Origin of the sequence: Catellatospora sichuanensis, assembly GCF_007483665.1 — a bacterium.
Lineage (GTDB): Bacteria > Actinomycetota > Actinomycetes > Mycobacteriales > Micromonosporaceae > Catellatospora > Catellatospora sichuanensis.
Window position 1 is genome coordinate 535226 of the sequence record NZ_VIQO01000001.1, and the last position, 23738, is coordinate 558963.

General features: G+C 72.0%; 20 protein-coding genes. 9 read left to right on the top strand and 11 right to left on the bottom strand.

All coding sequences use genetic code 11. The features are described from left to right. Positions 1-126 precede the first annotated feature (126 nt). On the bottom strand, positions 127-897 hold the full coding sequence (locus FLL47_RS17290; protein WP_246158052.1) for a phosphotransferase enzyme family protein: 771 nt from the start codon (positions 895-897) through the stop codon (positions 127-129). A 311-nt stretch (positions 898-1208) separates the two neighbouring features. Here FLL47_RS17290 and FLL47_RS17295 point away from each other — a divergent pair, with 311 nt between their 5' ends. Both FLL47_RS17295 and FLL47_RS17300 read left to right on the top strand, forming a co-directional pair. Next, positions 1209-1901, top strand: a complete 693-nt coding sequence (locus tag FLL47_RS17295; protein WP_144121521.1) for a Crp/Fnr family transcriptional regulator — start codon at positions 1209-1211, stop codon at positions 1899-1901. A gap of 218 nt (positions 1902-2119) precedes the next feature. After that, complete coding sequence (locus FLL47_RS17300) at positions 2120-3793, top strand: cellulose binding domain-containing protein (protein ID WP_144121522.1); 1674 nt, start codon at positions 2120-2122, stop codon at positions 3791-3793. A 96-nt stretch (positions 3794-3889) separates the two neighbouring features. Here FLL47_RS17300 and FLL47_RS17305 read toward each other — a convergent pair whose 3' ends face one another. Next, positions 3890-4198, bottom strand: a complete 309-nt coding sequence (locus FLL47_RS17305) for a hypothetical protein (RefSeq protein ID WP_144121523.1) — start codon at positions 4196-4198, stop codon at positions 3890-3892. A 258-nt stretch (positions 4199-4456) separates the two neighbouring features. On the opposite strand from FLL47_RS17305, the gene FLL47_RS17310 reads away from it, so the two are divergent. After that, positions 4457-7840 (top strand): AAA family ATPase, encoded by a 3384-nt coding sequence (locus tag FLL47_RS17310; protein WP_144121524.1) that lies wholly within the window; start codon positions 4457-4459, stop codon positions 7838-7840. Here FLL47_RS17310 and FLL47_RS17315 read toward each other — a convergent pair. After that, on the bottom strand, positions 7837-8523 hold the full coding sequence (locus FLL47_RS17315; protein ID WP_144121628.1) for a lysophospholipid acyltransferase family protein: 687 nt from the start codon (positions 8521-8523) through the stop codon (positions 7837-7839). The two genes, FLL47_RS17310 and FLL47_RS17315, sit on opposite strands and share 4 nt — an antisense overlap. Before the next feature lie 195 nt (positions 8524-8718). On the opposite strand from FLL47_RS17315, the gene FLL47_RS17320 reads away from it, so the two are divergent. Then, positions 8719-9291 (top strand): DUF308 domain-containing protein, encoded by a 573-nt coding sequence (locus tag FLL47_RS17320; protein WP_144121525.1) that lies wholly within the window; start codon positions 8719-8721, stop codon positions 9289-9291. Between the two features lie 92 nt (positions 9292-9383). Here FLL47_RS17320 and FLL47_RS17325 read toward each other — a convergent pair whose 3' ends face one another. From FLL47_RS17325 to FLL47_RS17350, 6 genes are all read right to left on the bottom strand, one after another. Next, the gene (locus FLL47_RS17325; RefSeq protein WP_144121629.1) at positions 9384-10157 is read right to left on the bottom strand and encodes an alpha/beta hydrolase; all 774 of its coding nucleotides are present in this window, start codon (positions 10155-10157) and stop codon (positions 9384-9386) included. A 5-nt stretch (positions 10158-10162) separates the two neighbouring features. Continuing rightward, positions 10163-11575, bottom strand: coding sequence for a flavin-containing monooxygenase (locus tag FLL47_RS17330; RefSeq protein WP_144121526.1), 1413 nt, complete (start codon positions 11573-11575; stop codon positions 10163-10165). A 73-nt stretch (positions 11576-11648) separates the two neighbouring features. After that, positions 11649-12320: an endonuclease/exonuclease/phosphatase family protein gene (locus FLL47_RS17335; protein WP_186315774.1), complete on the bottom strand. Its 672-nt coding sequence runs from the start codon at positions 12318-12320 to the stop codon at positions 11649-11651. A 126-nt stretch (positions 12321-12446) separates the two neighbouring features. After that, on the bottom strand, positions 12447-13391 hold the full coding sequence (locus FLL47_RS17340) for an ROK family glucokinase (RefSeq protein WP_144121528.1): 945 nt from the start codon (positions 13389-13391) through the stop codon (positions 12447-12449). Positions 13392-13515: 124 nt separating this feature from the next. Next, positions 13516-14007: a hypothetical protein gene (locus FLL47_RS42985; RefSeq protein WP_186315775.1), complete on the bottom strand. Its 492-nt coding sequence runs from the start codon at positions 14005-14007 to the stop codon at positions 13516-13518. Between the two features lie 47 nt (positions 14008-14054). Continuing rightward, the gene (locus tag FLL47_RS17350) at positions 14055-14498 is read right to left on the bottom strand and encodes an SRPBCC family protein (protein WP_144121529.1); all 444 of its coding nucleotides are present in this window, start codon (positions 14496-14498) and stop codon (positions 14055-14057) included. Between the two features lie 194 nt (positions 14499-14692). On the opposite strand from FLL47_RS17350, the gene FLL47_RS17355 reads away from it, so the two are divergent. The 5 genes from FLL47_RS17355 to FLL47_RS17375 all read left to right on the top strand — a co-directional run bounded on the left by FLL47_RS17355 (position 14693) and on the right by FLL47_RS17375 (position 21046). Beyond that, the gene (locus FLL47_RS17355; RefSeq protein WP_144121530.1) at positions 14693-16477 is read left to right on the top strand and encodes an AMP-dependent synthetase/ligase; all 1785 of its coding nucleotides are present in this window, start codon (positions 14693-14695) and stop codon (positions 16475-16477) included. Next, the gene (locus FLL47_RS17360) at positions 16458-18173 is read left to right on the top strand and encodes a sensor histidine kinase (protein ID WP_144121531.1); all 1716 of its coding nucleotides are present in this window, start codon (positions 16458-16460) and stop codon (positions 18171-18173) included. Before FLL47_RS17355 ends, FLL47_RS17360 begins: the two co-directional genes overlap by 20 nt. Positions 18174-18226: 53 nt before the next feature. Continuing rightward, positions 18227-18898 carry a response regulator transcription factor gene (locus FLL47_RS17365; RefSeq protein WP_120316171.1) on the top strand — a complete coding sequence of 224 codons (672 nt, stop codon included), beginning with the start codon at positions 18227-18229 and terminating at the stop codon, positions 18896-18898. Further along, positions 18898-19416, top strand: a complete 519-nt coding sequence (locus tag FLL47_RS17370) for an HIT family protein (protein WP_144121532.1) — start codon at positions 18898-18900, stop codon at positions 19414-19416. Before FLL47_RS17365 ends, FLL47_RS17370 begins: the two co-directional genes overlap by 1 nt. Before the next feature lie 151 nt (positions 19417-19567). Further along, positions 19568-21046 carry a glutamate-cysteine ligase family protein gene (locus tag FLL47_RS17375; RefSeq protein ID WP_144121533.1) on the top strand — a complete coding sequence of 493 codons (1479 nt, stop codon included), beginning with the start codon at positions 19568-19570 and terminating at the stop codon, positions 21044-21046. A 188-nt stretch (positions 21047-21234) separates the two neighbouring features. On the opposite strand, the gene FLL47_RS17380 is transcribed toward FLL47_RS17375, so the two are convergent. Together FLL47_RS17380 and FLL47_RS17385 are read right to left on the bottom strand one after the other, a co-directional pair. Next, entirely contained in the window at positions 21235-22365 is a 1131-nt protein-coding gene (locus FLL47_RS17380; protein ID WP_144121534.1) for a glycosyltransferase family 4 protein, read from the bottom strand. Between the two features lie 122 nt (positions 22366-22487). Further along, positions 22488-23729 (bottom strand): M48 family metallopeptidase, encoded by a 1242-nt coding sequence (locus tag FLL47_RS17385; protein WP_144121535.1) that lies wholly within the window; start codon positions 23727-23729, stop codon positions 22488-22490. Positions 23730-23738: the final 9 nt, after the last annotated feature.

The following is a 23738-nucleotide window of genomic DNA, read 5'->3' on the forward strand; positions in this document are numbered from 1 at the left end:
GCCCTCCCCGGGTGCAGTTTCGGGGAAAGTGCAGGAATGGGGTCGATGATTCGTGCACTTTCCCCGAAACTGCACCCGCCTGGCGTGGGCGGCGGTGGTGGGTGGGTGGGTGGGTGGGTGGGTGGGCTAGTCGTTCAGGAGGGCGAATCGGGCCTGGTCGAGGCGGGTGCGCCAGTGTTCGGCGGGGCTGTCGGGGGGTAGCGCCGCCAGGGCGCGGGCGCACTCGTCGGCCTCCATCGCCCAGCGGAAGCGCAGCAGGGTGTCGAGGCTGCCCTCGATCTCGGCGACCGGCACCGGGCCCGCGTCCTCGTACGCCGACAGCAACTCGTGCGCGTGCGCCGGGCCGCCCGCGTGCCGGACGGCCGAGGCGACGTCGTACATCAGCGGCCCGGCCAGTGCCCGACCCCAGCTGACCAGCCCGATCCGGCCCGTTGCGGGGTCCAGCCGGAACGCCTCCGGGCGCGGGTCGCCGTGCAGCGGGCCGACCGTGAGCCGGTCGGTGACCTGCAGCTTCGTCAACGCCGTGACCGCGCCGGCGATCGCGGGCCGCAACCAGGCCGCCACGGACAGATACGATGCGTCCGGCCGCAGCGGGTGCCAGGCGGGCAGCCCGGAATGCCGGAACCCGGCCAGCCCGCGGTGGGCCGCCCCGAGCCGGTCGCCCCACCACTGCTGATCCACCGGGTCCGCGCCGTCGAGCGGGCGGCCGGGCACGAACTCCACGAGTGCGAGCACGTACTCGCCGGCGGGCACGCACAGCGCGCCGTCCGCGGCGCGCACCGGGGCTCCCGTGTCGAGACCCTGCCGGGCAAGATGTTCGGCCGCGGCCAGCCCCGCCTCGAACCGGGGCCGTTCCAGGCCCGCCACCAGGACCGCCAGGTACCGCCGGTCACCCACGGCAACCGACCTGGTCGATGTCGTCGGCTCACCGTCCAGCGGAGTGCAGCCGTCCGGCTGAAGGTGCCATGACGTACGAAGTGTCGTGCGGATCGTATCGTCAGCCAGCACGGGCGGATTATCACATGTGGCAGCACGCTGTCGTATCCGTCGGAGGTGTCTGCGTTGCGGCAGATTCGTCGATGGACAGCCTCCGATGGCGACGCACGGAGTGGACGTGGCGGCTCACGCACGCGATGATCTGTCCAGGGTTGCGCCGACCGCCACGACCGTGTGCGTCGGCGGGGGTGGGAACACGGAAGGGGTAGACGGTGGAGATTCGCATTCCGGAAGCTGCGGACGCGCTCACCGGGGTGGACATGTTCGCTGGTCTGGAGCCTGAGGTACGGCAGCGGGTGATCGCCGCGGCGGTGCCGCGCACCTTCCGCAAGGGGCAGCTGCTGTTCGTCGAGAACGACCCCGGCGAGTCCCTCATCGTGCTCAAGCGCGGATCGGTGGCCATCTTCCGCACCTCTCCGACTGGCGAGCGCGCGGTGCTGTCCGTGCTGCGCCCGCCGGACGTGCTCGGCGAGGTGTCCCTTCTGGACGGTTCGGCACGCTCGGCTTCGTGCGAGGCCCTGGAGGACTGCACCGCGCTGGCGCTGTCGCGCGGCGCGTTCATGGAGCTGGTGCACTCCAACCCGCGCATCCTCGACGCGGTCATGCGCTCGCTGGGCGCGCTGATCCGCCGGCTGACCGAGCAGAACGCCGACCATGTCTTCCTCGACCTGCCCGGCCGCGTCGCCAAGACGCTGGTGCGGCTGGCCGGGGAGAGCCAGGCCCCGATGATCACGATCGAGCTGAACCAGAGCCAGCTGGCCGAGATGGCGGGCGGCTCCCGGCAGAGCGTGAACCAGGCGATCGGCTCCTTCGCCAGCCGGGGATGGCTGCGCACCGAGGGCCGCCGGATCGTGGTGATGGACGTCCCCGCGCTGCGCCGCCGCGCCGGCATGCAGGACCGCTGACAGCCGCACCCGAGGCCCCGCGCCCGCTGCCCCCGCAGCCGGGCCGGGGCCTCGGCCATGCCCGGAGCACGTTGCCGCGCAACGGGTTCTGCCTCTACTGAACCGCTTTACCTCGGCGGGGTCGCGCCCTAATATGGGAGCGCTTCCATTGACGGCCGTTCCCATCGCCCGCGATGTGCCCGCATCGCTGAGACCGGCCGCGTTCCCAAGGAGTCCCCATGTCCCGTTCTCCACGGCGTGCCCTGCTCGCCGCACTGGCGGCGGTCACGGCCACGCTGGCCCTGGCCCTGCCGTTCGTCGGTTCCCCCGCCGCCCAGGCGGCCGACCCGCGCGACAGCTTCGTCACCCGCTGCGGCATCCGCTTCTGCCTGGACGGCAAGCCGTACTACTTCGCCGGCACCAACACCTACGACGTGTTCACCTTCGGCTACGACTGGCTGCCCGGCGAGCAGTACGTGGACAAGGCCAAGATCGATGCCCACATGACCCGGCTGCGGAGCGACAACGTGTCGGTGCTGCGGCTGTGGATGTTCAGCCACGAGGACTGGATGGGCTTCGAGGCGGCCGAGGGCGTCTACACCGAGGAGGCGTTCATCCTCTTCGACTACGTCATGAAGTCCGCCCGGGACCACAACATCCGGCTCATCCCCGTGTTCGAGAACTTCTGGGAGGCGTACGGCGGCATCGACAAGCGCCTGTCCTGGGAGGGCCTGCCCACCGGATACGCCAACCGCTGGCGCTTCTTCAACAAGACCGCCTGCCCGGGCTGCTTCACGCAGTACCGCAACTACGTCACCAAGGCCCTGACCAGGACGAACTCGTTCACCGGGGTGGCCTGGAAGAACGACCCCACCATTCTGGCCTGGGAGCTCATGAACGAGCCCCGCTACCCCGACGCCACGCCCAACGAGAACACCACCGGCACCACCCTGCGGGCCTGGGTCGACGAGATGGGCGCGCTGGTCAAGAGCCTGGACCCGAACCACCTGCTGGGTACGGGCCAGGAGGGCCAGGAGACGAAGTACGGCTACGGCGGCGACTCCGGCGGCCCGTGGACCTACATCCAGTCCTCGCCGTACATCGACTTCACCTCGGGGCACATGTACCCCACCGAGGGCTGGGCCGGCTTGAACTACGCCTCGGCGCGCGCCCTGCTGCGGCGCTGGATCAGCGACGCGCACACCGTCGTCGGCAAGCCGTTCTTCCTCGGTGAGTGGAACGTGCACGACGACAAGACCACCTGGTGGTCCGAGATGTACGCCGAGATGGAGGCCTCCGGCGGCGACGGCGACGCGTTCTGGTGGTTCCCCGCCAACAGCAACTGCGGCGGCTTCGACTCCGGCCAGGGCTGCCCCGAGCACGCCGTGTTCCGGCAGCACTCGGCGAACATGAAGGCCAAGAGCGGCGTCGTCGACCCGTCGCCGAGCGCCAGCCCGTCTCGCTCGGTGAGCCCGTCGCCGTCGGTGAGCCCGTCGCCCAGCGCGAGCCCGAGCGCCAGTCCCAGCCCCAGCCGCAGCGCGAGCCCGTCGCCCAGCGTGTCGCCGAGCCCGAGCACGAGTCCCAGCCCGAACACCGGGACCAGCTGCCGGGCGCTGTACCGGATCGACAACGCGTGGCCCAACGGCTACAACGCCTCGCTGGTGCTGACCAACACCGGTAACACCACGTTCACCAACTGGGTGCTGACCTTCACGCTCGGCAACGGCCAGGTGATCGTCAACGGCTGGAACGGCACGTTCACCAGCAGCGGCGGCACGGTGACGGTCAACGCCCCCGGCTGGGCCCCGAACCTGGCGCCCGCGCAGAGCTGGACGGTGAGCTTCACCGGCTCCGGCCCGTCCACCGCCCCGAGCAACGTGAAGCTCAACGGGGTGTCCTGCACCGCGAGCTGAACCCGGACAGCACGCAGGGCGGCCGGTTTCCCGGACCGCCCTGCGTGTGCTCGCCTCCACCCGGCCCGCTGCCGGGCCGTCGCGCGCCGTGACGCGTCAGACGATCGGCTCCGGCTCGGGCTCCGGCTCGTCGTCCTTGGGCGGCGCGCCAGGGCCCACCCAAGCCTTCTCCTCGGCGGGCGGCGACCCGGGGCCGACCCACGCCTTGTCACCGGTCGGCGGGGCGCCGGGGCCGACCCACGCCTTCTGCGGCTGGTCCGGCGTCGGCTGAATTTCGGTCATGTTCTCCACCACTCCCTGCTCCTCGAGCTCGGCGAGGGTGACCACGTCGATGTCCACAAGCTCGCCCACGCCGTGCGCGATCCCGAAGGGATCGGTCCAGGCGAGCGCCAGTCGCACCAACATCGTTCGGCCTCCCACGCACGACCATCGATTGGTTAGCGTCCGCTGGCGACGCGCACCGGCGGCCCACCATCCGGCGGGACCCCGTTCACTCGCCACCAGCGCCACCCGAGACCCCGGCGCGCAGGCCGCGGTCGTCAGTGCACGAAACTGTAGCCGCGCGGCGGTGTTGGTGCGGACCCCTTGTCGCGTTAGCTACAGCGGTAAGGAATCGACCCGGGTGGTCAGGCCATACTGGACCTCCGGCGACCTGGCGGAGACGTGAAGACCCCAACCTGCGCGCACTGCTCCCGCGCGGCCGGCCCGGACGACAGGTTCTGCGGCGGCTGCGGGGCGAACCTCACCCCACCTTGCGTCCATTGCGGACGTACGGTGGCTTTCGGCGACCTCTTCTGCACCGGCTGCGGCAACCCGCTGGCGGCGGCGCAGGGCCCGCCCGCACGGGAGGACCGGCGGCAGGTCAGCGTGCTGTTCGTCGACATGGTCGGCTTCACCACGTACGCCGAGCAATCCGATCCGGAGCAGGTCCGCACCCTGCAGCAGGAGTACTTCAGCGCGGTGCGCCAGGTGGTCCGCCAGTTCGGCGGGGTGGTCGAGAAGTACATCGGCGACGCGGTGATGGCCATCTTCGGCGCGCCGGTCGCCACCGAGACCGACGCGCTGCGCGCGGTGCGGGCCGGGCTGGAGGCACAACGCGTGCTCGGCCGCGGGCCGCTGGCCGACGCGGCGACCTTCCGGGCCGGGGTGGCCACCGGCGAGGCGCTGGTCGACGTCGACGCGGCGCGCGACGGCGGGCAGGCCATCGTGGCCGGCGACGTGGTCAACACGGCCGCCCGGCTGCAGTCGGCCGCCGCGCCGGGCGCGGTGATCGTGTGCGCCGAGACCGCCCGCGCCACCGCCGACGACATCGAGTACGACGAGCTGGCCCCGCAGACCCTCAAGGGCCGCAGCACCAGCAGCCGCGTCTTCCTCGCGGTGTCCGCGCGGCTGCAGCGGCGCGACCGGGACGAGTCCACTCCGATGGTCAACCGCGACCACGAGCGGGGTCTGCTGGTCACCGCGCTGCACCGCACCATCCGCGACCGCAGCCCGCAGCTGGTCACCGTGTTCGGACCGGCCGGCATCGGCAAGAGCCGGCTGTTGCGCGAGCTGGCCCGCCACGCTGAGCGCATCCCGGAGACCGCGGTGTGCTGGCGGGTCGGGCACTGCCCGCCGTTCGGCGAGAACGTGACCTACGCGGCGCTGGCCGAGATCGTGAAGGCGCAGGTCGGCATCCTCGACACCGACGACGAGCCGACCGCCCGCAACCGGCTGGAGAGCGCCCTGCGGACCATGTGCGGGGAGCTGGAGGCGGCCCGGCTGGGTGACGCGCTCGGCCCGCTGGTGGGCCTGCCCGGCGCCGGCCTGACCCCGGGCGAGACCGAGTCGGCGTGGCGGCGCTTCCTGCTGGCCATGACGACGGCCAACCCGACCGTGCTGGTCTTCGAGGACATGCACTGGGCCGACGAGGCCATGCTGCGGTTCGTCGAGATGCTCGGCAGCATCGGCCCCGGTGTGCCGCTGCTCGTCGTCGCCACCGCCCGGCCCGAGCTGCGCGAGCGCCGCCCGGGCTGGACCAGCGCGGTGACCGGCACCGTCTCGGTGTCGCTGGGCCCGATGCACGACGAGCACATCGCCGCCATGTACCGGCTGATGTTCGGCCAGGCCGTGTTCCCCGCCACCGGGGTCGCCCCGCTGGTGGAACTCGCCGGCGGCAACCCGCTCTACGCCCACGAGTTCGTCCGCATGCTGGTCGAGCGGGGCGAGCTGCGCCCGGTCGGCGGCAACTGGGCGCTGGCCGACGGCGACGCCACCCCGATGCCGCAGACCGTGCAGGCCGTCATCGCCAACCGGCTCGACCTGCTGGACCCGACCGACCGCTCGGTGCTGCAGGCCGCCGCCGTGGTGGGCACCCAGTTCTGGCCGGGCGCGGTGGCCGGGGCGCTGGGTCTGCCCGTCGACGTGGTGACCCGGTCGCTGCAGCGGCTGCAGCAGCGCGACCTGGTCGCCGAGCACCCGACCTCGGCGATGGCCGGCGAGCCGGAGTACGCGTTCCGCCACGTGCTGGTCCGCGACGTCTGCTACCAGCGGCTGCCGCGCACCGAGCGGGTCACCCGGCATCAGCGCACCGCCGACTGGCTGGAGCAGATCACCGACAACCGGGCCACCGACCTCGCCGAGGTGCTGGCCAACCACCGCTGGGCGGCCCACGAGATCGCCCGGACGCTGGGCATGGACCCCGAGCCGTACGCGCCGGCGGCACGGGCCGCGCTGCACCGGGCGGCCCGGCGTGCGTACGCCCTGCACGCCCTGGACGCCGCGGCGACGCTGCTCGACCGCGCGCTCAGCCTGAAGCTGACGCACGACCCGCTGCTGGACCTGTTCGCCGCCGAGCTGTCGCTGTTCCGGTCCGGGGAGTCGTTCGGCGACAGCGGCGGCCCGCAGCGGCTGGCCGAGCTGGCTGAGGAGCTGGACCGGCTCGGCGAGCGGGCCGGCGCCGCCCGCGCGCTGACGCTGCTCGGCACCATCGCGTGGAGCCGCGCGGACCGCGCCGCCACGCTGGCCCACCTGGACGCCGCGGTCGAGCGCTACGAGGAGCTGCCGGAGACCCTGGAGAAGGCCGAGGCGCTGCTGGAGCTGGCCCGGGTGCACATGATGAACTACGAGGCCGAGCCGGCGATCGCCGCCGCCGAGGCCGCCGCCGACATCGCCGACCGGCTCGGCCTGGCCGAGGTGCACGCCAACGCCCGCATCACCTCCGCCACGGCGCGCTACATCGCGGGCGATCCGACCGGGTTCAGCGAGCTGGAGCTGCTCACCGAGCACTGCCGCGAGCACCGGCTGACCAGCCGCCGCCGGGCGGTGCAGAACTTCGCCTGGGCCTGCCTGGAGGAGGGCGACCTGGCCCGGCACCACCGGCTGCTCACCGAGCAGCGCACGGTGGACATCGCGGGCGGGCTGAGCCTGGCCACCAATTTCCACCGCGAGGCGGCCGACGCCTTCTTCGCCGGGGACTGGGACACCCAGGTGCGGGCCATCGGCGAGACGATGCGCTCCAACGCGGCCGAGTGGGACGCCATGTCCGTGCTCACCTCGTCCTGGATCCGGGTGCTGCGCGGCGAGGAGCCCGACGACGACGCCATCGAGAAGATGCTCTACTTCGCCCGGCGCAGCGGGTTCCACCGGGTGCTGCGGGGCGCCGCCGCGCCGGCCGCGCTGTGCCGGGCCCTGCAGGGCCGGGCCGAGGAGGCCGCCTCGCTGCTCGGCGAGCTGGAGCGGGACTGGCAGGCCCGGGTGATGCTGCCGTTCGGCGAGTGGGTGGCGGCCGCCGGGCACGCGGCCGCGCTGCTCGGAGACGGCGAGCGGGCCCGGGTGCGGGCGATGCTGGCGCGCTCGCCGCGGCGTACGCCGTGGGTCCGGGCGGCCCTGGCCACCGTCGCTGGCGAGCACGTCGAGGCGGCTGTGCACTTCGCCCGGATCGGCGACGCCAGCAACCGGATGCTCTCGCTGGCCTGGGCCGCACGGGCGGGCACGCTCGACGAGGTCGGCCTGGCCGAGCTGCACGAGTTCGCCGGCCGCAACCGGGCGCAGGGGCTGCTGGGCTAGACGCCCGCGGCCGCGACGTTCTTGATCTTCACGGCGTACGTGTCGACGTATTCGCGGCCGGAGAGCTCCATCACGTCGTACATGATCTCGTCGGTGATCGCGCGCTCGACGAACCGGTCCCCGGCCATGCCCGCGTACCGGGAGAAGTCCAGCGGCGCCCCGAAGCGGATCTTCACCCGCATCACCTTCGGGATGAGCTTGCCGGTGGGCTGCACCACGTCGGAGTTGAGCATCGCCACCGGCACCACCGTCGCGCCACTCTCCAGCGCCAGCCGGGCGACCCCGGTCTTGCCCCGGAACAGCCGCCCGTCGGGCGAGCGGGTGCCCTCCGGGTAGATGCCGGCCAGGCCGCCCGCGCGCAGCACGCGCAGCTGGGTGTCCAGGGCGGCCTGCGCGGCGCGGCCGCCGGAGCGGTCCACCGGGATGGTGCCGGTGCCCACGAAGAACATCTTCGTCAGCCAGCCCTTGACGCCCTTGCCGGTGAAGTATTCCGCTTTGGCCACGAATGTGACCTTCCGCTTCACCACCAGGGGCATGAAGATGGAGTCGGAGAACGAGAGATGGTTGCTGGCGAGGATCGCCGGGCCCCGGTCCGGCACATGTTCGAGACCCTCGACCTGCGGCCTGAAGATCAACCGCAGCAGGGGGCCGAGGAAGATGTATTTCAGCAGCCAGTAGAGCACTGAGTCCCGTCCAAGTCGATCGGCGAACGTGGTGTGGCGCTTGACGATCCGGCTCGGAGGGGCCGGCCGGGACATACCGAGTTTGTGGCATGCATCGCAGAGCCTACTGCCGGAACACGGGTGTCACGTGTCAGGATTTGAAGCGATGCCCACCGGCCCCACGACGAGCCCCTATCCCGCCAAGGAGTGTGCCAGGTGCCAGCCACGGACGATCCGGACCGCACGCCGGCCGAACCTGCGCGTCCCGGGCCGTCCGGCAACGAGGCGACGCCCGAACAGGTGGATGCCGAGTTCGCTCGCATCGTCGCCGGTTTCGACACACCGCTGACCGCCCGGTCCTGGCCCGCCGGTGAGGAGCCCCCCACCGCCCCGCCCGCGCCGGCCGGACCGGTGTGGCCCGCCGGCGGCCCGATCCTCAACCGCCCCGCGCTGACCGGCGACCCCCGCGGGGTCTCCCCCGGCGACCCGTCGCTGCTCGACTCGCTCGACTCGTTCGGCAGCGGGCTGCCCGACGACACGCCCGAGGAGTTCGTGCCGCCGCCGCCCCCGCCGCTGCCGCGGGTGCCGTTCGCCGCGATCGTCGCCGTGCTGTCGATCGTCTTCGGGTTCGTGCTGTTCTTCGACACCGGGCTGCTGCCCTTCAACGATCGGGTGAGCATGCTGTTCGCCCTGGTCTGCATCCTCGGCGGGGCCACCGCGCTGATCATGCGGCTGCGCCCCGGCGACGAGGACGACGAACTGCCGCCCGACGACGGGGCGGTCGTCTAGGTCAGGAGCCCGTCGGAGCGGGCGCTCGGTGTTCAGCCGGAGCGAAGCGGAGGCTGAACACCGATTAAGGCCGCGGAGCGGGCTCCGCATGTCTAAGCGGACTTCTCCAGCCAGTCCAGGATCGCGTCGATCGGCTCCCGCCAGCGGGTGTCCAGCATCAGGTCGTGGCCCATGCCCGGGAACAGCAGCGGCGCGCCGCCGTAGCCGCGGGCCACCCGGCGCAGCGCGGTGTCGGACACGATGCGGTCGTCCGGGCTGCCCACCACCAGCACCGGCGGGTCGCCCACCGGCGGCTGCGGGGTGCGGCCGCGCAGCAGCTGCCACTGGGCCCGGGTCGAGGCCCGGCCGAGGCGCGCGGCGTACCCGCGGGCGGCGTTGGCCGGCAGCTCGCGACTGAACAGCTGCCCGGCCGGCAGGCGCAGGCCGCCGCCGAACAGCGCCGGCAGGCTGAGCATCGGGTTGCGCAGCGCGGTGCCCGCCCCGCCGAAGACCGGCGACAGCAGCACCGCGGCCCGGGCCGGGTAACGCGCCAACGCGTGCGCGGTCACCAGGGCGCCGGCCCCGTGCCCCACGATCACCGCGCGGCGCGGCAGGGAGGCGGCGACCTGGGCCACGTCGTGGGCGTACGCCCGCAGCGTGGCCTTCGGCGCCTTCGCGCTGTCGCCGTGCCCGCGCAGGCTCACCGCGTACGCCGGGAAGCCGCGGTCGGCGGTGTGCTCCAGCCAGTGCTCGGCGAACACCCACGCGCCGTGGCCGAACCCGGGCACGAACAGCACGGGCGGCTTGCCCTCGTCCAGCTCGGGGGTGGCGCGGCGCACCTCGCGGCGAACCGGTGCGATCGGGAACGCCCACTCGCGGGCGCGCATGACCTTCACTTGGCCCCCTCCAGGCTGAGTTCGTCGAGCAGGCGCTGGATGGCCTTGAGGTAGGTGGTGTGGCTGATCTCGAACCAGTGCCGGGTCGAGTCCTTCACCTTCGCCGTGGTCCACCGCCGGTCGAGCTCGGCCTCCAGGCGCCGCTGCACCGCGACGGCCTTGGCCGGAGCCGCCTCGCGCACCCGCAGCATCCGGGCGAACGCCACCATCTGCCAGTGCACCAGCGGGAACAGCCCCGAGTCCGGCTGCAGCAGCCCGGCCACGGCCAGCGTCGGCTGGCGCTTGGGGAAGGCGTGCATGGCCAGCCGCGGACGGCCCGACGCGTCGACGCCGAGCAGGTTGCCGTCGATGAAATCGAACGACGGGTGGTAGCCGGTGGCCAGCACCACCAGGTCGGGCTCGATCACCTCGCCGCCCTTGAGCTCCACGCTGTTGCGGTGGAAGCGCGCCACGTCGCCCACCGGCGAGACCGCGCCGTGGCCCAGGTAGTAGACGAGCTGGCTGTTGACGATGGTGTGCGTCTCGTAGATCTTGTGGTCGGGCTTGGGCAGGCCGAACCGGGTCAGGTCGCCGACCGTCGACTTCAGCGTCCGGTGCGCCAGGAACTGCCGGGCCCGCAGCGGCAGCTTCAGCCACAGCATCAGGTCGTTCACCTGGTCGGCCGGGCGGCCCAGGGTGTACTTCGGGGTGTACCAGTAACCGCGCCGGGTCGAGTGCCAGCAGCGCGCGGCCTGCTGGGCCGCCTCCACCGCGATGTCGCAGCCGGTGTTGCCCGCCCCGATCACCAGGACCTTCTTGTTGCGCAGCTGCGCGGCGTCCTTGAACTGCGCGGCGTGGATCACCTCGCCCTTGAAGTCCTCCAGGCCCTCGTACTCGGGGCGCTTGGGGGACCAGTTGTGGCCGTTGGCGATGACCACCGCCGCGTAGCGATGGATGCGCTCGCCGCCGTAGCCGCCGGTGCTGCGCGTGGTCACGTCCCAGCGCTCGCCCTCGGCGGGCTCGACCTTGACGACCTCGGTGCCGAACCAGATGTGCGGCTTGAGGTCGAAGTGGTCGGCGTAGTGCTCCAGGTATTCCAGCACCTGGCTGTGCTTGGGGTAGTCCGGCCAGCTGTCCGGCATCGGGAAGTCCGGGAACTGGCTGAACGGCTTCGACGAGATCAGGTGCGTGCTCGCGTACACCGGGCTGCGGTCGTGCCGCCAGTTCCAGGCCCCGCCGACGCTGGTGTCGCGCTCGTAGCAGTCGACGCCGAACCCCTGCTCCTTGAGGTTCTTCATCGCGGTCAACCCGCTGGGGCCCGCGCCGATGACGCAGACCGTGCCGCTGCGGTCGTAGACCGGCCAGCCGTCACGCCACGCCGTCGCGGGACCACCCGACTCGGGATCGCCGTAACCGGCCGAATACGTCACCCGCGACCTCCACGACTAGGTAAGACGCAGAGCATCTTTCCCGTATGCGGCAGAGGTTGTAAAGCGCGGATTCCTAGACGATGTCGACGACCAGGGGGTAGTGGTCACTGGCCCGGTCTGCCTCGTCTGACGTGATCACCCGATATCGCCGCAGCTCGAGGCGCGGGTCGAGAAGAATGGCGTCGATCCGCCGGGTCGGGTTCGGGGTGGGGAACGTGTGCCGGTCCTCCAGGTCGGCCAGCGCCGCGGCGTCGGCCAGCCGGTCGGTGAGCAGCTGCCAGGAACTGCCGTCGGGGCACTCGTTGAGGTCCAGTCCCACGACGACCGGGTCGTCCAGCGCCAGCGCGGGCTTGAGCAGCGCCGCCTGGGCCGGGCGCTCGGCGTCGTCGGTCGACAGGTGCGACCCGACCACCACGAAAGGCGCCCGCCCCGGAATTTCGAGGCGGGCGAAACACGCGCCACGCATGTGACGGCCCGGGGTGAGCGGGTAGCGCATGCACCACTGGTCGAGCACCCGCACCCGCAGGCTGGTCATGATCACATTGCCCAGGCTGGGCATGCCCCCCACCGCCATGACCATGCCGAACGACGCCGCCAGATCGGCGCACTTGGTCCGCCACCGCCAGCGCCGCGGCGCCTCCTGCACGATCAGCACATCCGGCGCCAGCCCCCGCACCACCGCCGACAGCGCGGAGAGGTCGTCCCGCAACGAATGCACGTTGTACGACACCACCCGCACCGACATGCCGCCCAGCATGCCCCACCCCCGCCACGATGATCATGAAGTTATGGCCGCGACACGCCGTCGAGCCGTGCCACAAGTTCATGATCACCGCGCCGAAGCGGGTGGATGGGGTGCCGGGTGGTGGGGTCAGAGGCGGGCGAGGTCGGCGGCGCCGACGAGGCCTGCGACGTTGCCCATTTTGGCGGCGCGTAGTTCGGCTACGGGGAGGCGGCCGCGCTGGGCGAGGCTGTCCAGGTAGGACTGGCGGGCGGGGGTCATCAGCAGGTCTCCGGCGTCGATGACGCCGCCGCCGACGACCAGCACCTGCGGGTCGAGGATCTGCACCAGGTCGGCCAGACCCTGGCCCAGCCAGTATCCGATCTGCGTGAACGCGTCGATCGCCACCTCGTCGCCGGCCTGCGCCGCCGCGGTCACGATCGGACCGGTGATGTTCTCCACCTTGCCGTCGGCCTTGCCCAGCAGCAGTGCCGCCCGCTCCGGCTCGGCCTGCGCACCCGCCCGGGCGAAGCGGACCAGGGCGTTGCCGCTGGCGTACTGCTCGATGCAGCCGTGCCGGCCGCACCCGCAGACATGGCCGTCGGGCACCGCGAGCATGTGGCCGATCTCGGCCGCGATGCCGTGCGCGCCGCGCACGAGACCGCCGCCGAGCACGATGCCGCCGCCGATGCCGGTGCCGACGGTGAACATCACCATCGAGTCCTCGGCGTCGGCCGCCGCGCCGTAGCGGAATTCCGCCCACGCCGCCACGTTCGCGTCGTTCTCCACCACCACGGGCAGGTTCACCGCCTTGGCGACGTAGTCCCGCAGCGGTTCGTCACGCCAGGCCAGATTCGGTGCGAAGAGCACCGTGGACCGGGTCGCGTCAATCCATCCGGCGGCGCCGATGCCGACCGCGTCCACCGTATGCTCGGCGGACAGATCCTTCACCACATCGATGATCACGTCCCGGGTCGCGGCGACGTCGCCGGCCGGGGTGTCGCGACGGCATGTCGCGATCACGGTGCCGTCAGGATCGACCACACCGCCGAGCACCTTGGTGCCACCGATGTCCACGCCGATGGTGAGTGCCACGGCCGAACCCTTTCTTGCTGGGCTTGCCGGCGGTGACGCTTTTGGGGAGCCCACGCCGTGCTACTTGGGCAACACCCTAACGCCGGAAGGACCTCCCGCGAGCGTCGCCCGCCGAAGATCGATGTCACAACTCCGGCGGTGGGTGCGGCTCCGCCTTGCGGACGGCCTTTTTTGCTGCCTTAACCCGACCGGGTGACGGCGAGGTTTCCGGCTCGGAAACACCTGGTGTCGGGTTGGCGACAGCTTTCTTGACGATCTTCTTGACCGCCTTCTTCGCGATCGGTCGGGTGGCCGAAGCCGTCGGGACGCCCTCCGCCGCGGCGGGCCGCGCCGAATCCGTCGGCGTGTCGCCCTCGGCGCCGGCCTCCTCCGCCGTGGCCTCGCGCCACGTGTCGCCCTTGCCGGGCTGGTGCGTGGAGACGCTGCGCAGGAAGCTGGCCAGGCCGGCGGCCAGGTCGCCGGCTCCGGTCGCGACCCGCTCGACCAGTTCCGGGTCGGGGTCACGAACCGCCGCGATCACCTTGCAGAGTGGACACACGCAGCACTCCGGGGAGCCCGTGGCCAGGTGCGGGTTGGCGTTGGCAGCCAGCGTCGCGGCCGCGAGCACCGCCGCCACCAGCCGCTCCGCCTCCTCTCGGGCAGTGCCCGGCGAGATGTCCATGCTCAGGCCGCCTCGACCTGCTTCTTGAGCTCCTTCAAAGCGGTATCCATGATCGCCTTTTCGGCCTTCTTCTTGAACATGCCCAGCATGCCGATCGAGAGATCCACCGACAGCGTGTAGGTCACCGTGCAGGTGCCGTCGCCGTTGTCGGTGATGTCATAGGACCCGTCCTGCGCCTTCTGCATCTTGGACGGCGCGACCAGGTGCCACTCGATCCGCGAGATGTCCTCGGCGTAGTCGTAGCGCAGGGTGTACTCGTCCTGCACGATGCCCGCGTCGATGACGAAGCGCACGGTGGCCGGGTAACCGTCCTCGTACTCCTCGAGCACCTCAGCGGCCTTGATGGCCTGGGTCCACCGGGGATACGAGGGGTAGTCGCAGATGACCTCGGCGATGCGGGCCGGGTCGGCGTTGATCACGATCGACTGGGAGGAGGATTCCGCCATGAACAGCAGGCTACCCGTAGCGGCCGGGGCATAGCCGACCCGCCACGACGAGCGGACGCCAACCCGTCGCAACTGGGACAGCGTTTGCAGAGCGACCGGGACGACGTTCTACAGTGCCGGGGGCGGCAGCGGCGCGCGCCGCTGGGCGGCGCGGACGCGCCAGGTGCCCGAATGAGCAGCTCAAGGAGCGTTTGGTGCGGCAGTTTTCGCAGGCCCCGGCGGTGATCGTCGACGACGTGGACCGCTTGACCGACCCGGTGTGGGACAACGCGGCACAGACGCCCCAGCTGGTGCAGTTCTCCCGCCGCGCGGGATCCGGCTGGGCGGACGTCACCGCCGCGGAGTTCAAGGCGGAGGTCGTGGCGCTGGCGAGCGGCCTGGTCGCCGCGGGTGTGCAGCCGGGTGACCGGGTGGCCCTGATGAGCCGCACCCGGTTCGAGTGGACGCTGATCGACTACGCGATCTGGGCCTGCGGCGCGGTCACCGTGCCGATCTACGAGACCTCCAGCGCCGAGCAGGTGCGGTGGATCCTGGCCGACTCCGGTGCGGTGGGCTGCTTCACCGAGACGGCCGCGCACACCGCGACCGTGCGCGAGGCCGCCACCGACCTGCCGCGACTGTGGCAGATCGAGGGCGGCGACCTGTCCACGCTGGTCACCCGGGGCGCGGACGTCGACCCCGCCGAGATCGAGGTGCGCCGCAAGTCCGGCAGCGCCGACGACCCGGCCACCATCGTCTACACCTCGGGCACCACCGGCCGGCCCAAGGGCTGCGTGCTGACGCACCGCAACATGCTCTCCGACATCGGCAACGCCATCCCGGCGCTGGACATCCTGTTCCAGGAGGGCTCCTCGACGGTGCTGTTCCTGCCGCTGGCGCACGCGTTCGCGCGGCTGCTCCAGATCGGTGTCGTGCAGGGCCGGGTGCGCACCAGCCACACCGCCGACGTGAAGAACCTGATCGACGACCTGGGCGCGTTCAAGCCGACGTTCCTGCTGAGCGTGCCGCGGGTGTTCGAGAAGGTCTACAACAGCGCCCGGCAGAAGGCGCACAGCGGCGGCAAAGGCGCGATCTTCGACCGGGCCGAGGCCGTCGCGATCGCGTACAGCCAGGCTTTGGAGACGCCCGGCGGGCCCGGCCTGGGCCTGCGGCTGCGGCACACGGTCTTCGACAAGCTCGTCTACGGCAAGCTGCGGGCCGCGCTGGGCGGACGCTGCCACAGCGCGATCTCCGGCGGCGCGCCGCTGGGCGACCGGCTGGGCCACTTCTTCCGCGGCGTGGGGCTCAACGTGCTGGAGGGCTACGGCCTGACCGAGACGTCGCCCGCGATCACCTTCAACCGGGCCGGTGCGCAGCGGATCGGCACGGTCGGCCAGCCGCTGCCCGGGGTGACCATCGGCATCGCCGACGACGGCGAGATCCTGGCCCGCGGCGAGGTCATCTTCCCCGGGTACTGGAACAACCCGGCGGCCACCGCCGAGGCGATCGACGCCGACGGCTGGTTCCACACCGGAGACCTGGGCTCGCTCGACGCCGATGGTTTCCTGCGCATCACCGGGCGCAAGAAAGAGATCATCGTGACGGCGGGCGGCAAGAACGTCGCGCCGGCCGTGCTGGAGGACCGGGTCCGCGCCCACGCGCTGGTCAGCCAGTGCATGGTGGTGGGCGACCGGCAGCCGTTCATCGCCGCACTGGTCACCGTCGACCCGGAGGCGCTGCCGAGCTGGCTGGCCGCGCGCGACCGTCCGGACACGCCCGTTTCGGCACTGGTCGACGACGCCGACCTGCGCGCCGAGATTCAGGCCGCGATCACCGAGGCCAACAAGGCGGTGTCGGCGGCCGAAGGCATTAAGGTCTTCACGATCCTGCCTCGTGACTTCACCGAGGCAACCGGCGAACTGACCCCGTCGCTGAAGGTCAAGCGCGCGGTCGTGATGAAGGAGTACGCGGAGGAGATCGATGCCATCTACCACCGCTGAGCGCCCCAAGCGCCGGATGCGGCGTATACCGGCCTCGCAGCTGATCGCGATCGCCGTACGCGGCACCATGCTGCTGCTGGTGGGCGTGCTCATCATGGCCGCCACCAAGGACTGGTCGGAGCTGCGCTGGGTCGCCCTGCTGGCGCTGGCCGGGCTGCCGGGGGTGCTCACACCACGGCACGCGGTGCTCGCGCCGCTGGGCCGGTTCGCCGAGACGGTGCTGGTCGGCCTGGGCGCGAGCGCCATCGCGCTGGCCGCCGACCAGATGTACTCGCTCTCGGACGGGGCAGGCGCCTCGGCGATCCTGCCCTACCTGGCCGTGCCGATCACCGCGGCGATGCTCAACCACCGACCGCTGGAGTCGGCCGGGCTGCTCAGCACCGCCGCGGTGACGCTGGCGGTGGCGGGCTGGCTGACCGTGCTGCCCGACGGCACCCGGCAGCTGAGCCACTTCGGCTACCTGGCCGCCTGCGCGCAGTGGCTGATCCTGGCCGCGGTCGGCACCATCACCACCGGCGCCATGCAGCGGGCCGCGCTGATCCGCCGCACCCCGCAGCCCTACGCCGAGGCCACCCGGCTGCTCACCCAGCTGCGCCAGGTGGCCCGCCAGCTGCCCGGAGCGACCCTCGACCCGGGCAGCATCGCCGAGCACCTGCTCGAGGAGCTGCGCCCGATCGGGCGGCCCCAGCGGGCCGCGGTGCTGGCCGCCAGCGGCGCGGGCCGACTGGTGGTGCTGGCCCAGTTCGGCGTGGAGGCCGACGACACCTCGACCCGGGCCGCCTGGGAGACCAGCCTCGACGCCGACTCGGCCATCGCCGACGCGTGGGCCAGCCAGCAGCCGCAGGTCTCCGGGCGTTCCCAGCTGCGCTCCTTCGATCAGACCGGGCCGGTATCGGCCCTGGTGGTGCCCTTGATCGCCGGTGTGCGCACGGTCGGCCTGGTGGCTCTGGAGCGCGACGGCACGAACGGCTACCCGCCCGCGCTGACCGGCCGGATCGTCTCCGCGGCCACCCCGGCGGCGCTGCGGCTGGAGGCCGCGCTGCTGTTCGAGGAGGTGCGCTCGATAGCCACCAACGAGGAGCGCCAGCGGCTGGCCCGCGAGATCCACGACGGCGTCGCCCAGGAACTCGTGATGATCGGGTACGGCGTGGACAACGCGCAGGCGACCCTGCCCGAGGAGGCCAAGGACACCGCCGAGGAGCTGCGGGTGCTCCGCGCCGAGATCACCCGGGTCATCACCGAGCTGCGGCTGAGCCTGTTCGAGCTGCGCAGCGAGGTGGACCGGCACGGCGGGCTCACCGCGGCCATCGCCGAGTTCGCCCGCATCTCGGGCAACCAGGCCGGGCTGAAGGTGAACCTGTCGCTGGACGAGGCGGGCCGGTTGCCGGCCTCGATCGAGTCCGAGCTGCTGCGGATCGCGCAGGAGGCGATCACCAACGCCCGAAAGCACGCGAACGCCGCGAATCTATGGGTGACCTGCACTGTCGACCCGCCGTACGGCCTGATCGAGGTGTCCGACGACGGCCGGGGCATACCCGATGAGCGTACCGACGGACGCTACGGTCTTGCGATCATGGCGGAGAGGGCGGAACGTATCCGGGGCCGACTCGAGATCAGGCCTCGAGACCCGGTCGGGACCACCGTCGCCGTGGTCGTGGGCGGTTCCTCTCGACAAGAAGGCCGGGCGACGCGATAACGTGTGTCACCCGCACAGCCAGAGCGCGGGTGCCAGAAGGGGAGAAAGCGGGCATGTCCACTAGTACTGTGCCGACAGGACGAACCAAGGTCCTGCTCGTCGACGACCATGACCTGATCCGCAAGGGGCTTCGCCACGCGTTCGAGCGGGACCGCCAGTTCGAGGTGGTCGGCGAGGCCAGCACCGCGGCCGAGGCGGTACGCCAGGCCGGCGCCCTGCACCCCGACGTAGTGATCATGGATCTCCGCCTGCCCGACGGCAGCGGCCTGGAGGCCACCCGCACGCTGCGCAAGTCCAGCTCGACGATGGGCATCGTGGTGCTCACCATGTACGCCGGTGACGACCAGCTCTTCGGCGCGCTCGAGGCCGGTGCCAGCGCGTTCGTGCCCAAGACCGCCCCGGCCGACGAGGTCGTCGCGGCGGCCCGCCACGCGGCCAGCGCACCCAGCGCGTTCACCGCCGCCGACCTGGCCGAGGCCATGAAGCGCCGACTGACCCCGAGCGGCCCGCAGCTGAGCCCGCGCGAGGGCCAGGTGCTGAAGCTGCTGGCCGAGGGCATGAGCGTTTCCGGCATCGCCAAGCAGCTGTTCGTCAGCGAGTCGACGGCCAAGACGCACATCTCGAAGCTCTACGAGAAGCTGGGCGCCGCCAACCGCGCCCAGGCCCTGATGACCGCGCTGCGCCTCGGCCTGCTGCAGGCGCCCGACGCCCCCAACCTGTCCTGATGGGCCGGCACGCCCACGCCAGCGGCGACGAGCTGCTCACCGACTGGCGGACCGACCGGCTGGGTGCTGCCCGGCGCGGCGACAACCCCCTCGTCATGGCCAAGCTGAACAGCGGGTACGCCGTCTTCGGCGACACGCAGCACCTGCCTGGATACTGCGTGCTGCTGTCCGATGTGGACGGTGCCGACCACCTCACCGACCTGAGCCGCACCCAGCGTGCGGACTTCCTGGCCGACATGGGCCTGCTCGGTGAGGCGGTCTTCGCCGCCTGCAACGGTTTCGACCCCGCGTTCCGCCGGCTCAACTACGAGATCCTCGGCAACTCGCTGCACCACCTGCACGCGCACATCCACCCCCGCTACTCGTGGGAGGCCCGGGAGTTCCGCGACGCTCCGGTGTGGCGGTACCCGAACGAGGTGCGTTTCGCCGAGGAGCACGACACCCTCGCCTCCCCGAAGGCGGAGGAGTACGACCAGCTCCGCGAGGCCATCACGGCCGAGCTGGCCCGTCTGGCCTGAGCTGCCTGAGCTGCCCGAGCTGTCCGGGAGCGTCCGATCGCCGATCGGGCGCTCCCGCTGCGTCAGGGGCCGCTTGGCCCGTCCGGCTCGCGCCCGCCCGGGATCTATGGGACATTAGCGGAGGATCCCGCTGAGGGGCGGTGAGCGCCCGATGGGCGAGAAAGTGCACCAGCACGTCTTCACCCGCGCGGACCGCGCGAGGTACCGGGAGAAGGTCCGCCGGTGCCTGGACGTGTTCGCGCTGATGCTGGGCGAGTCCCAGTTCGAGTTCGAGCGCCCGCTCACCGGGCTGGAGATCGAGCTCAACCTCGTCGACGAGCAGGGCCTGCCGTCGATGCGCAACGCGGACGTGCTCGCCGCCATCGCCGACCCGTCGTTCGTGACCGAACTCGGCCAGTTCAACATCGAGATCAACATTCCGCCCCGGGAACTGGCCAAGGGCGGGCTGACCGCGTACGAGGAGCAGATCCGGGCCAGCCTGAACGCCGCCGAGGACAAGGCGCGCACGGTCGGCGCGCACACCGCCATGATCGGGATTCTGCCCACGCTGCGCCCGGAGCACCTGACCGGCGAGGCGCTGTCGGCCAACCCCCGCTACGCGCTCATCAACGAGCAGGTGTTCGCCGCCCGCGGCGAGGACCTGCGCATCAGCATCGACGGGCCGGACCCGCTCACCGTCACCGCCGACACCATCGCGCCGGAGGCCGCCTGCACCAGCGCCCAGCTGCACCTGCAGGTCAGCCCGGCCCAGTTCGGGGCGTACTGGAACGCCGCCCAGGCCATCGCCGGGGTGCAGCTGGCCATCGCCGCCAACTCGCCCTTCCTGTTCGGGCACGAGCTGTGGCACGAGACCCGCATCCCCCTGTTCAAACAGGCCACCGACACCCGGCCCGAAGAGATCAAAACCCAGGGGGTACGCCCCCGGGTCTGGTTCGGCGAACGCTGGATCACCTCGGTCTTCGACCTGTTCGAGGAGAACGTCCGCTACTTCCCCGCGCTGCTGCCGATCAGCACCGAGGACGACCCCGCCGACCAGCTCGCCGGCGGCGAGGTGCCCGAGCTGACCGAGCTGCGCCTGCACAACGGCACCATCTACCGCTGGAACCGCCCGGTGTACGACGTCTCCGACGGCATGCCGCACGTCCGGGTCGAGAACCGGGTGCTTCCCGCAGGCCCCACCGTCATCGACATCATGGCCAACGCCGCGTTCTGGTTCGGCCTGGTGCGCACCCTGGCCGAGGGCGGCCTGCCGGTGTGGTCCCGGATGCCGTTCAAACAGGCCGACGAGAACTTCTACACCGGCGCCCGGCAGGGCATCGGCGCCCACCTTTTCTGGCCTGATCTCGGCTACCTCACCGCGTACGAGCTGGTGCTGCGGCGCCTGCTGCCGCTGGCGCACCAGGGCCTGGAGAGCTGGGGCGTGGAAGCGCGCGAGCGGGACCGGCTGCTGGGCATCATCGAGCAGCGCTGCCTGCTCCGCCGCAACGGCGCGACCTGGCAGATCGACACGGTGCACCGCCTGGAACGCGGCGGCATGGAACGCTCCGAAGCCCTACGCGAGATGCTCCTGCGCTACATGACCCACATGCACGAGAACATCCCCGTGCACGAGTGGCCCCGCGAGGACTGACCCCGTCGGGCGCCGAACGGGCCGCGCCGCGGCGCCGCAGTTTCACGGAAAGTGCACCCATCGCACGGCCGGTTGGCGCATTTTCCCCGAAACCGCCGTCCGAGCGAGCCCGCGCGCTTCGGTGGGCGGGCAGGAGGCGCACGATCCGGGTCGGCCGTTCGGGTGGTTCTGGCGGAGTCGGCGCGGTGTCAGGCAGTGTCGCCTGACAGCAGCGAGCGCAGGCGGCGGGCTTGCAGATCCCAGCCCCACTCCTGCTCGACCCAGCCGCGGCCCGCCGCGCCCATCTTGGCCCGCAGCGCCTCGTCGGACAGCAGCTCGACCAGCCGGGCGGCGAGCGCATCCACGTCCCGGCCGGGCACCACGTATCCGGTCTCGCCGTCCCGCACGGCATCGGGCGCACCCCCGGAGTCGCCGGCGATCACCGGCAGGCCCACCGCGGAGGCTTCCAGGTAGACGATGCCGAGTCCCTCCACGTCCAGCCCGTGGTTGCGGGTGCGGCACGGCATCGCGAAGACGTCCCCGGCCGCGTAGTGCATCGGCAGCTCCGCCCACGGCACCGAGCCGGTCAGCACGACGTGGTCGGCCACGTCCAGCTCGCGGGCCATCCGCTGCAGGGTCGGCCGGTACGGGCCGCCGCTGACCAGCAGCAGAGCCGCGTCCGGGATCGCCCGGCGCACCGCCGGGAGAGCGCGGATCAGCATGTCCTGGCCCTTGCGCGGCACCAGCCGGGAGACGCACACGATCACCGGGCGGTCGGTCAGCCCGTGTCGGGCCCGCACAGCCGCTCCGTCCACGTCCGGGTGGAACGTCTCCGAGTCGACGCCGGGCGCCAGCCGCTGCAGGCTGGTCCGCTCCCCCAGCGCCCTGGCCAGCCGCACGCGCTGATATTCGCCGAGGTAGGTGAGCACGTCGTTGCCGTCGGCGATGCGGCGCAGCGCGCTGCGCGCGCCCGGCAGCGCCGCCCAGCCGATCTCGTGCCCGTGCGTGACGCCCACGGCCCGCCGCACCCCGGCCCGCCTGCGCAGGCCCTGGGCCAGCAGCCCGAGCGGCGCGGCCGCGCCGAACCAGACCCGGTCACAGCCCTCCGCGCGGGCCAGCTCCGCGACCCGCCGGGCCACCCGCGCTGTGGGCAGCAGCACCCCGGTCCGGTCCCGGACCACCGGATACGGCTGCTCGGCGTCGAACGCCTTCGGGTCGCGCCAGGTCGAGGCGTAGACGACCAGCTCGCCGTCGGGCTGGCGGATCGCGAGGTTGTGCAGGAACTGCTGGATGCCCCCGGGGCGGGGCGGGAAGTCGTTGGTCACCAGCAGCGTGCGCATTCGCGCAGCCTACCGGCGTCCGATCCCCGCCCGGCAACGCGGAGATCGCGGTTTGGTGTCATGATCTGCAGTCCAACCGCAGATCATGACACCAAAAGCCGATCTTGAGCCGCGCCGCGGGTTCAGTGGTCGCGGGCGTAGGCGCGGGCAGCGGCCATGCGTTCCACGGTGGTGGGGTGGCTGCCGAAGAGGGCCTGCTCCCAGGCGGGCGGGTCCGGGTCGCCGAGGTTGACCAGGGAAAGCCGCCCCTGCATCTGCTCGAAGCCGGCCGGGTCCCCGGTCAGCTCCAGCGCGTGCTCGTCGGCGCGCGCCTCGATCAGCCGGGACACGTACGCCTGCGCCGGCCCCGCCACCAGCCCGCCCACCGTGGCGATCGCCAGCAGCAGGCCGATCGCACGTGGCTCGGCGATCGACTCGACCCCGGCCCGCCGCAGCAGCCAGCCCCACGCCCCGAGCAGGTAGAGGCCGACCACGAAGACGGACGCGCCGAGCGCGCCGATGACGGTGCCGATGACCACGTCACCGCGCTTGGCGTGCCCCAGCTCGTGCGCGGCGACGGCGACGACCTCGGACTGCGGGGCCTCCCGCAGCAGCGTGTCGTAGACGACGATGCGCCGGGTCGGGCCGATGCCGCTGACGTACGCGTTGAGCGCGGTGGTGCGCCGGGACGCGTCGGCGACGAGCACGTCGCGCACCGGCACCCCGTCCCGCTGGGCCAGCTCCATGAGTTCGGTGCGCAGCGGCCCGTCGGCCATCGGCGTGAACTTGTTGAAGACCGGCTCGACCAGCACCGGGAACACGAAGCTGAGCAGCACCACCAGCCCGGCGGCGCCGACCGCGCCGACCGCCCACCACCAGTTCGGCAGCAGCCGGGTCAGGCCGTAGAAGCCGAGCAGGGCGACGGCGCCGAGCACCGCGGCGACGGCGTACCCCTTGAGCAGGTCGACCGCCCAGCCGCCCCAGTCCTGGGTGGACAGCCCGTAGCGCACCGCCACGGTGTGCCGCCAGGCCGCGAACGGCAGCGTGATCAGGTCCGCGGCCAGCAGCACCAGCAGCCCGCCGCCGAGTACCTTGGCCAGCCACGGTCCGGGCACCAGCCCCACCAGCCAGGAGCCCAGCGGGGTCAGCCCCAGCACTAGCGCCACGGCCAGCCCGACCAGCATCGCCGGGTAGGTGATCCAGCGCAGCTCGCCGCGCAGCTGCCGGGCCTCGGCGACCCGGTCCGCGGGCAGCCCGGCCAGCGCGGCGAGCTGATCGGCCCGCGGCGCGGGCGGCCGATGCCACGGCACCAGCATCGCCACCGCCACCGCCACCGCAGCACATAGGACGACCAACGCCACCCAGGCCCAGCCCCGCACCGTCATCGCCCGATC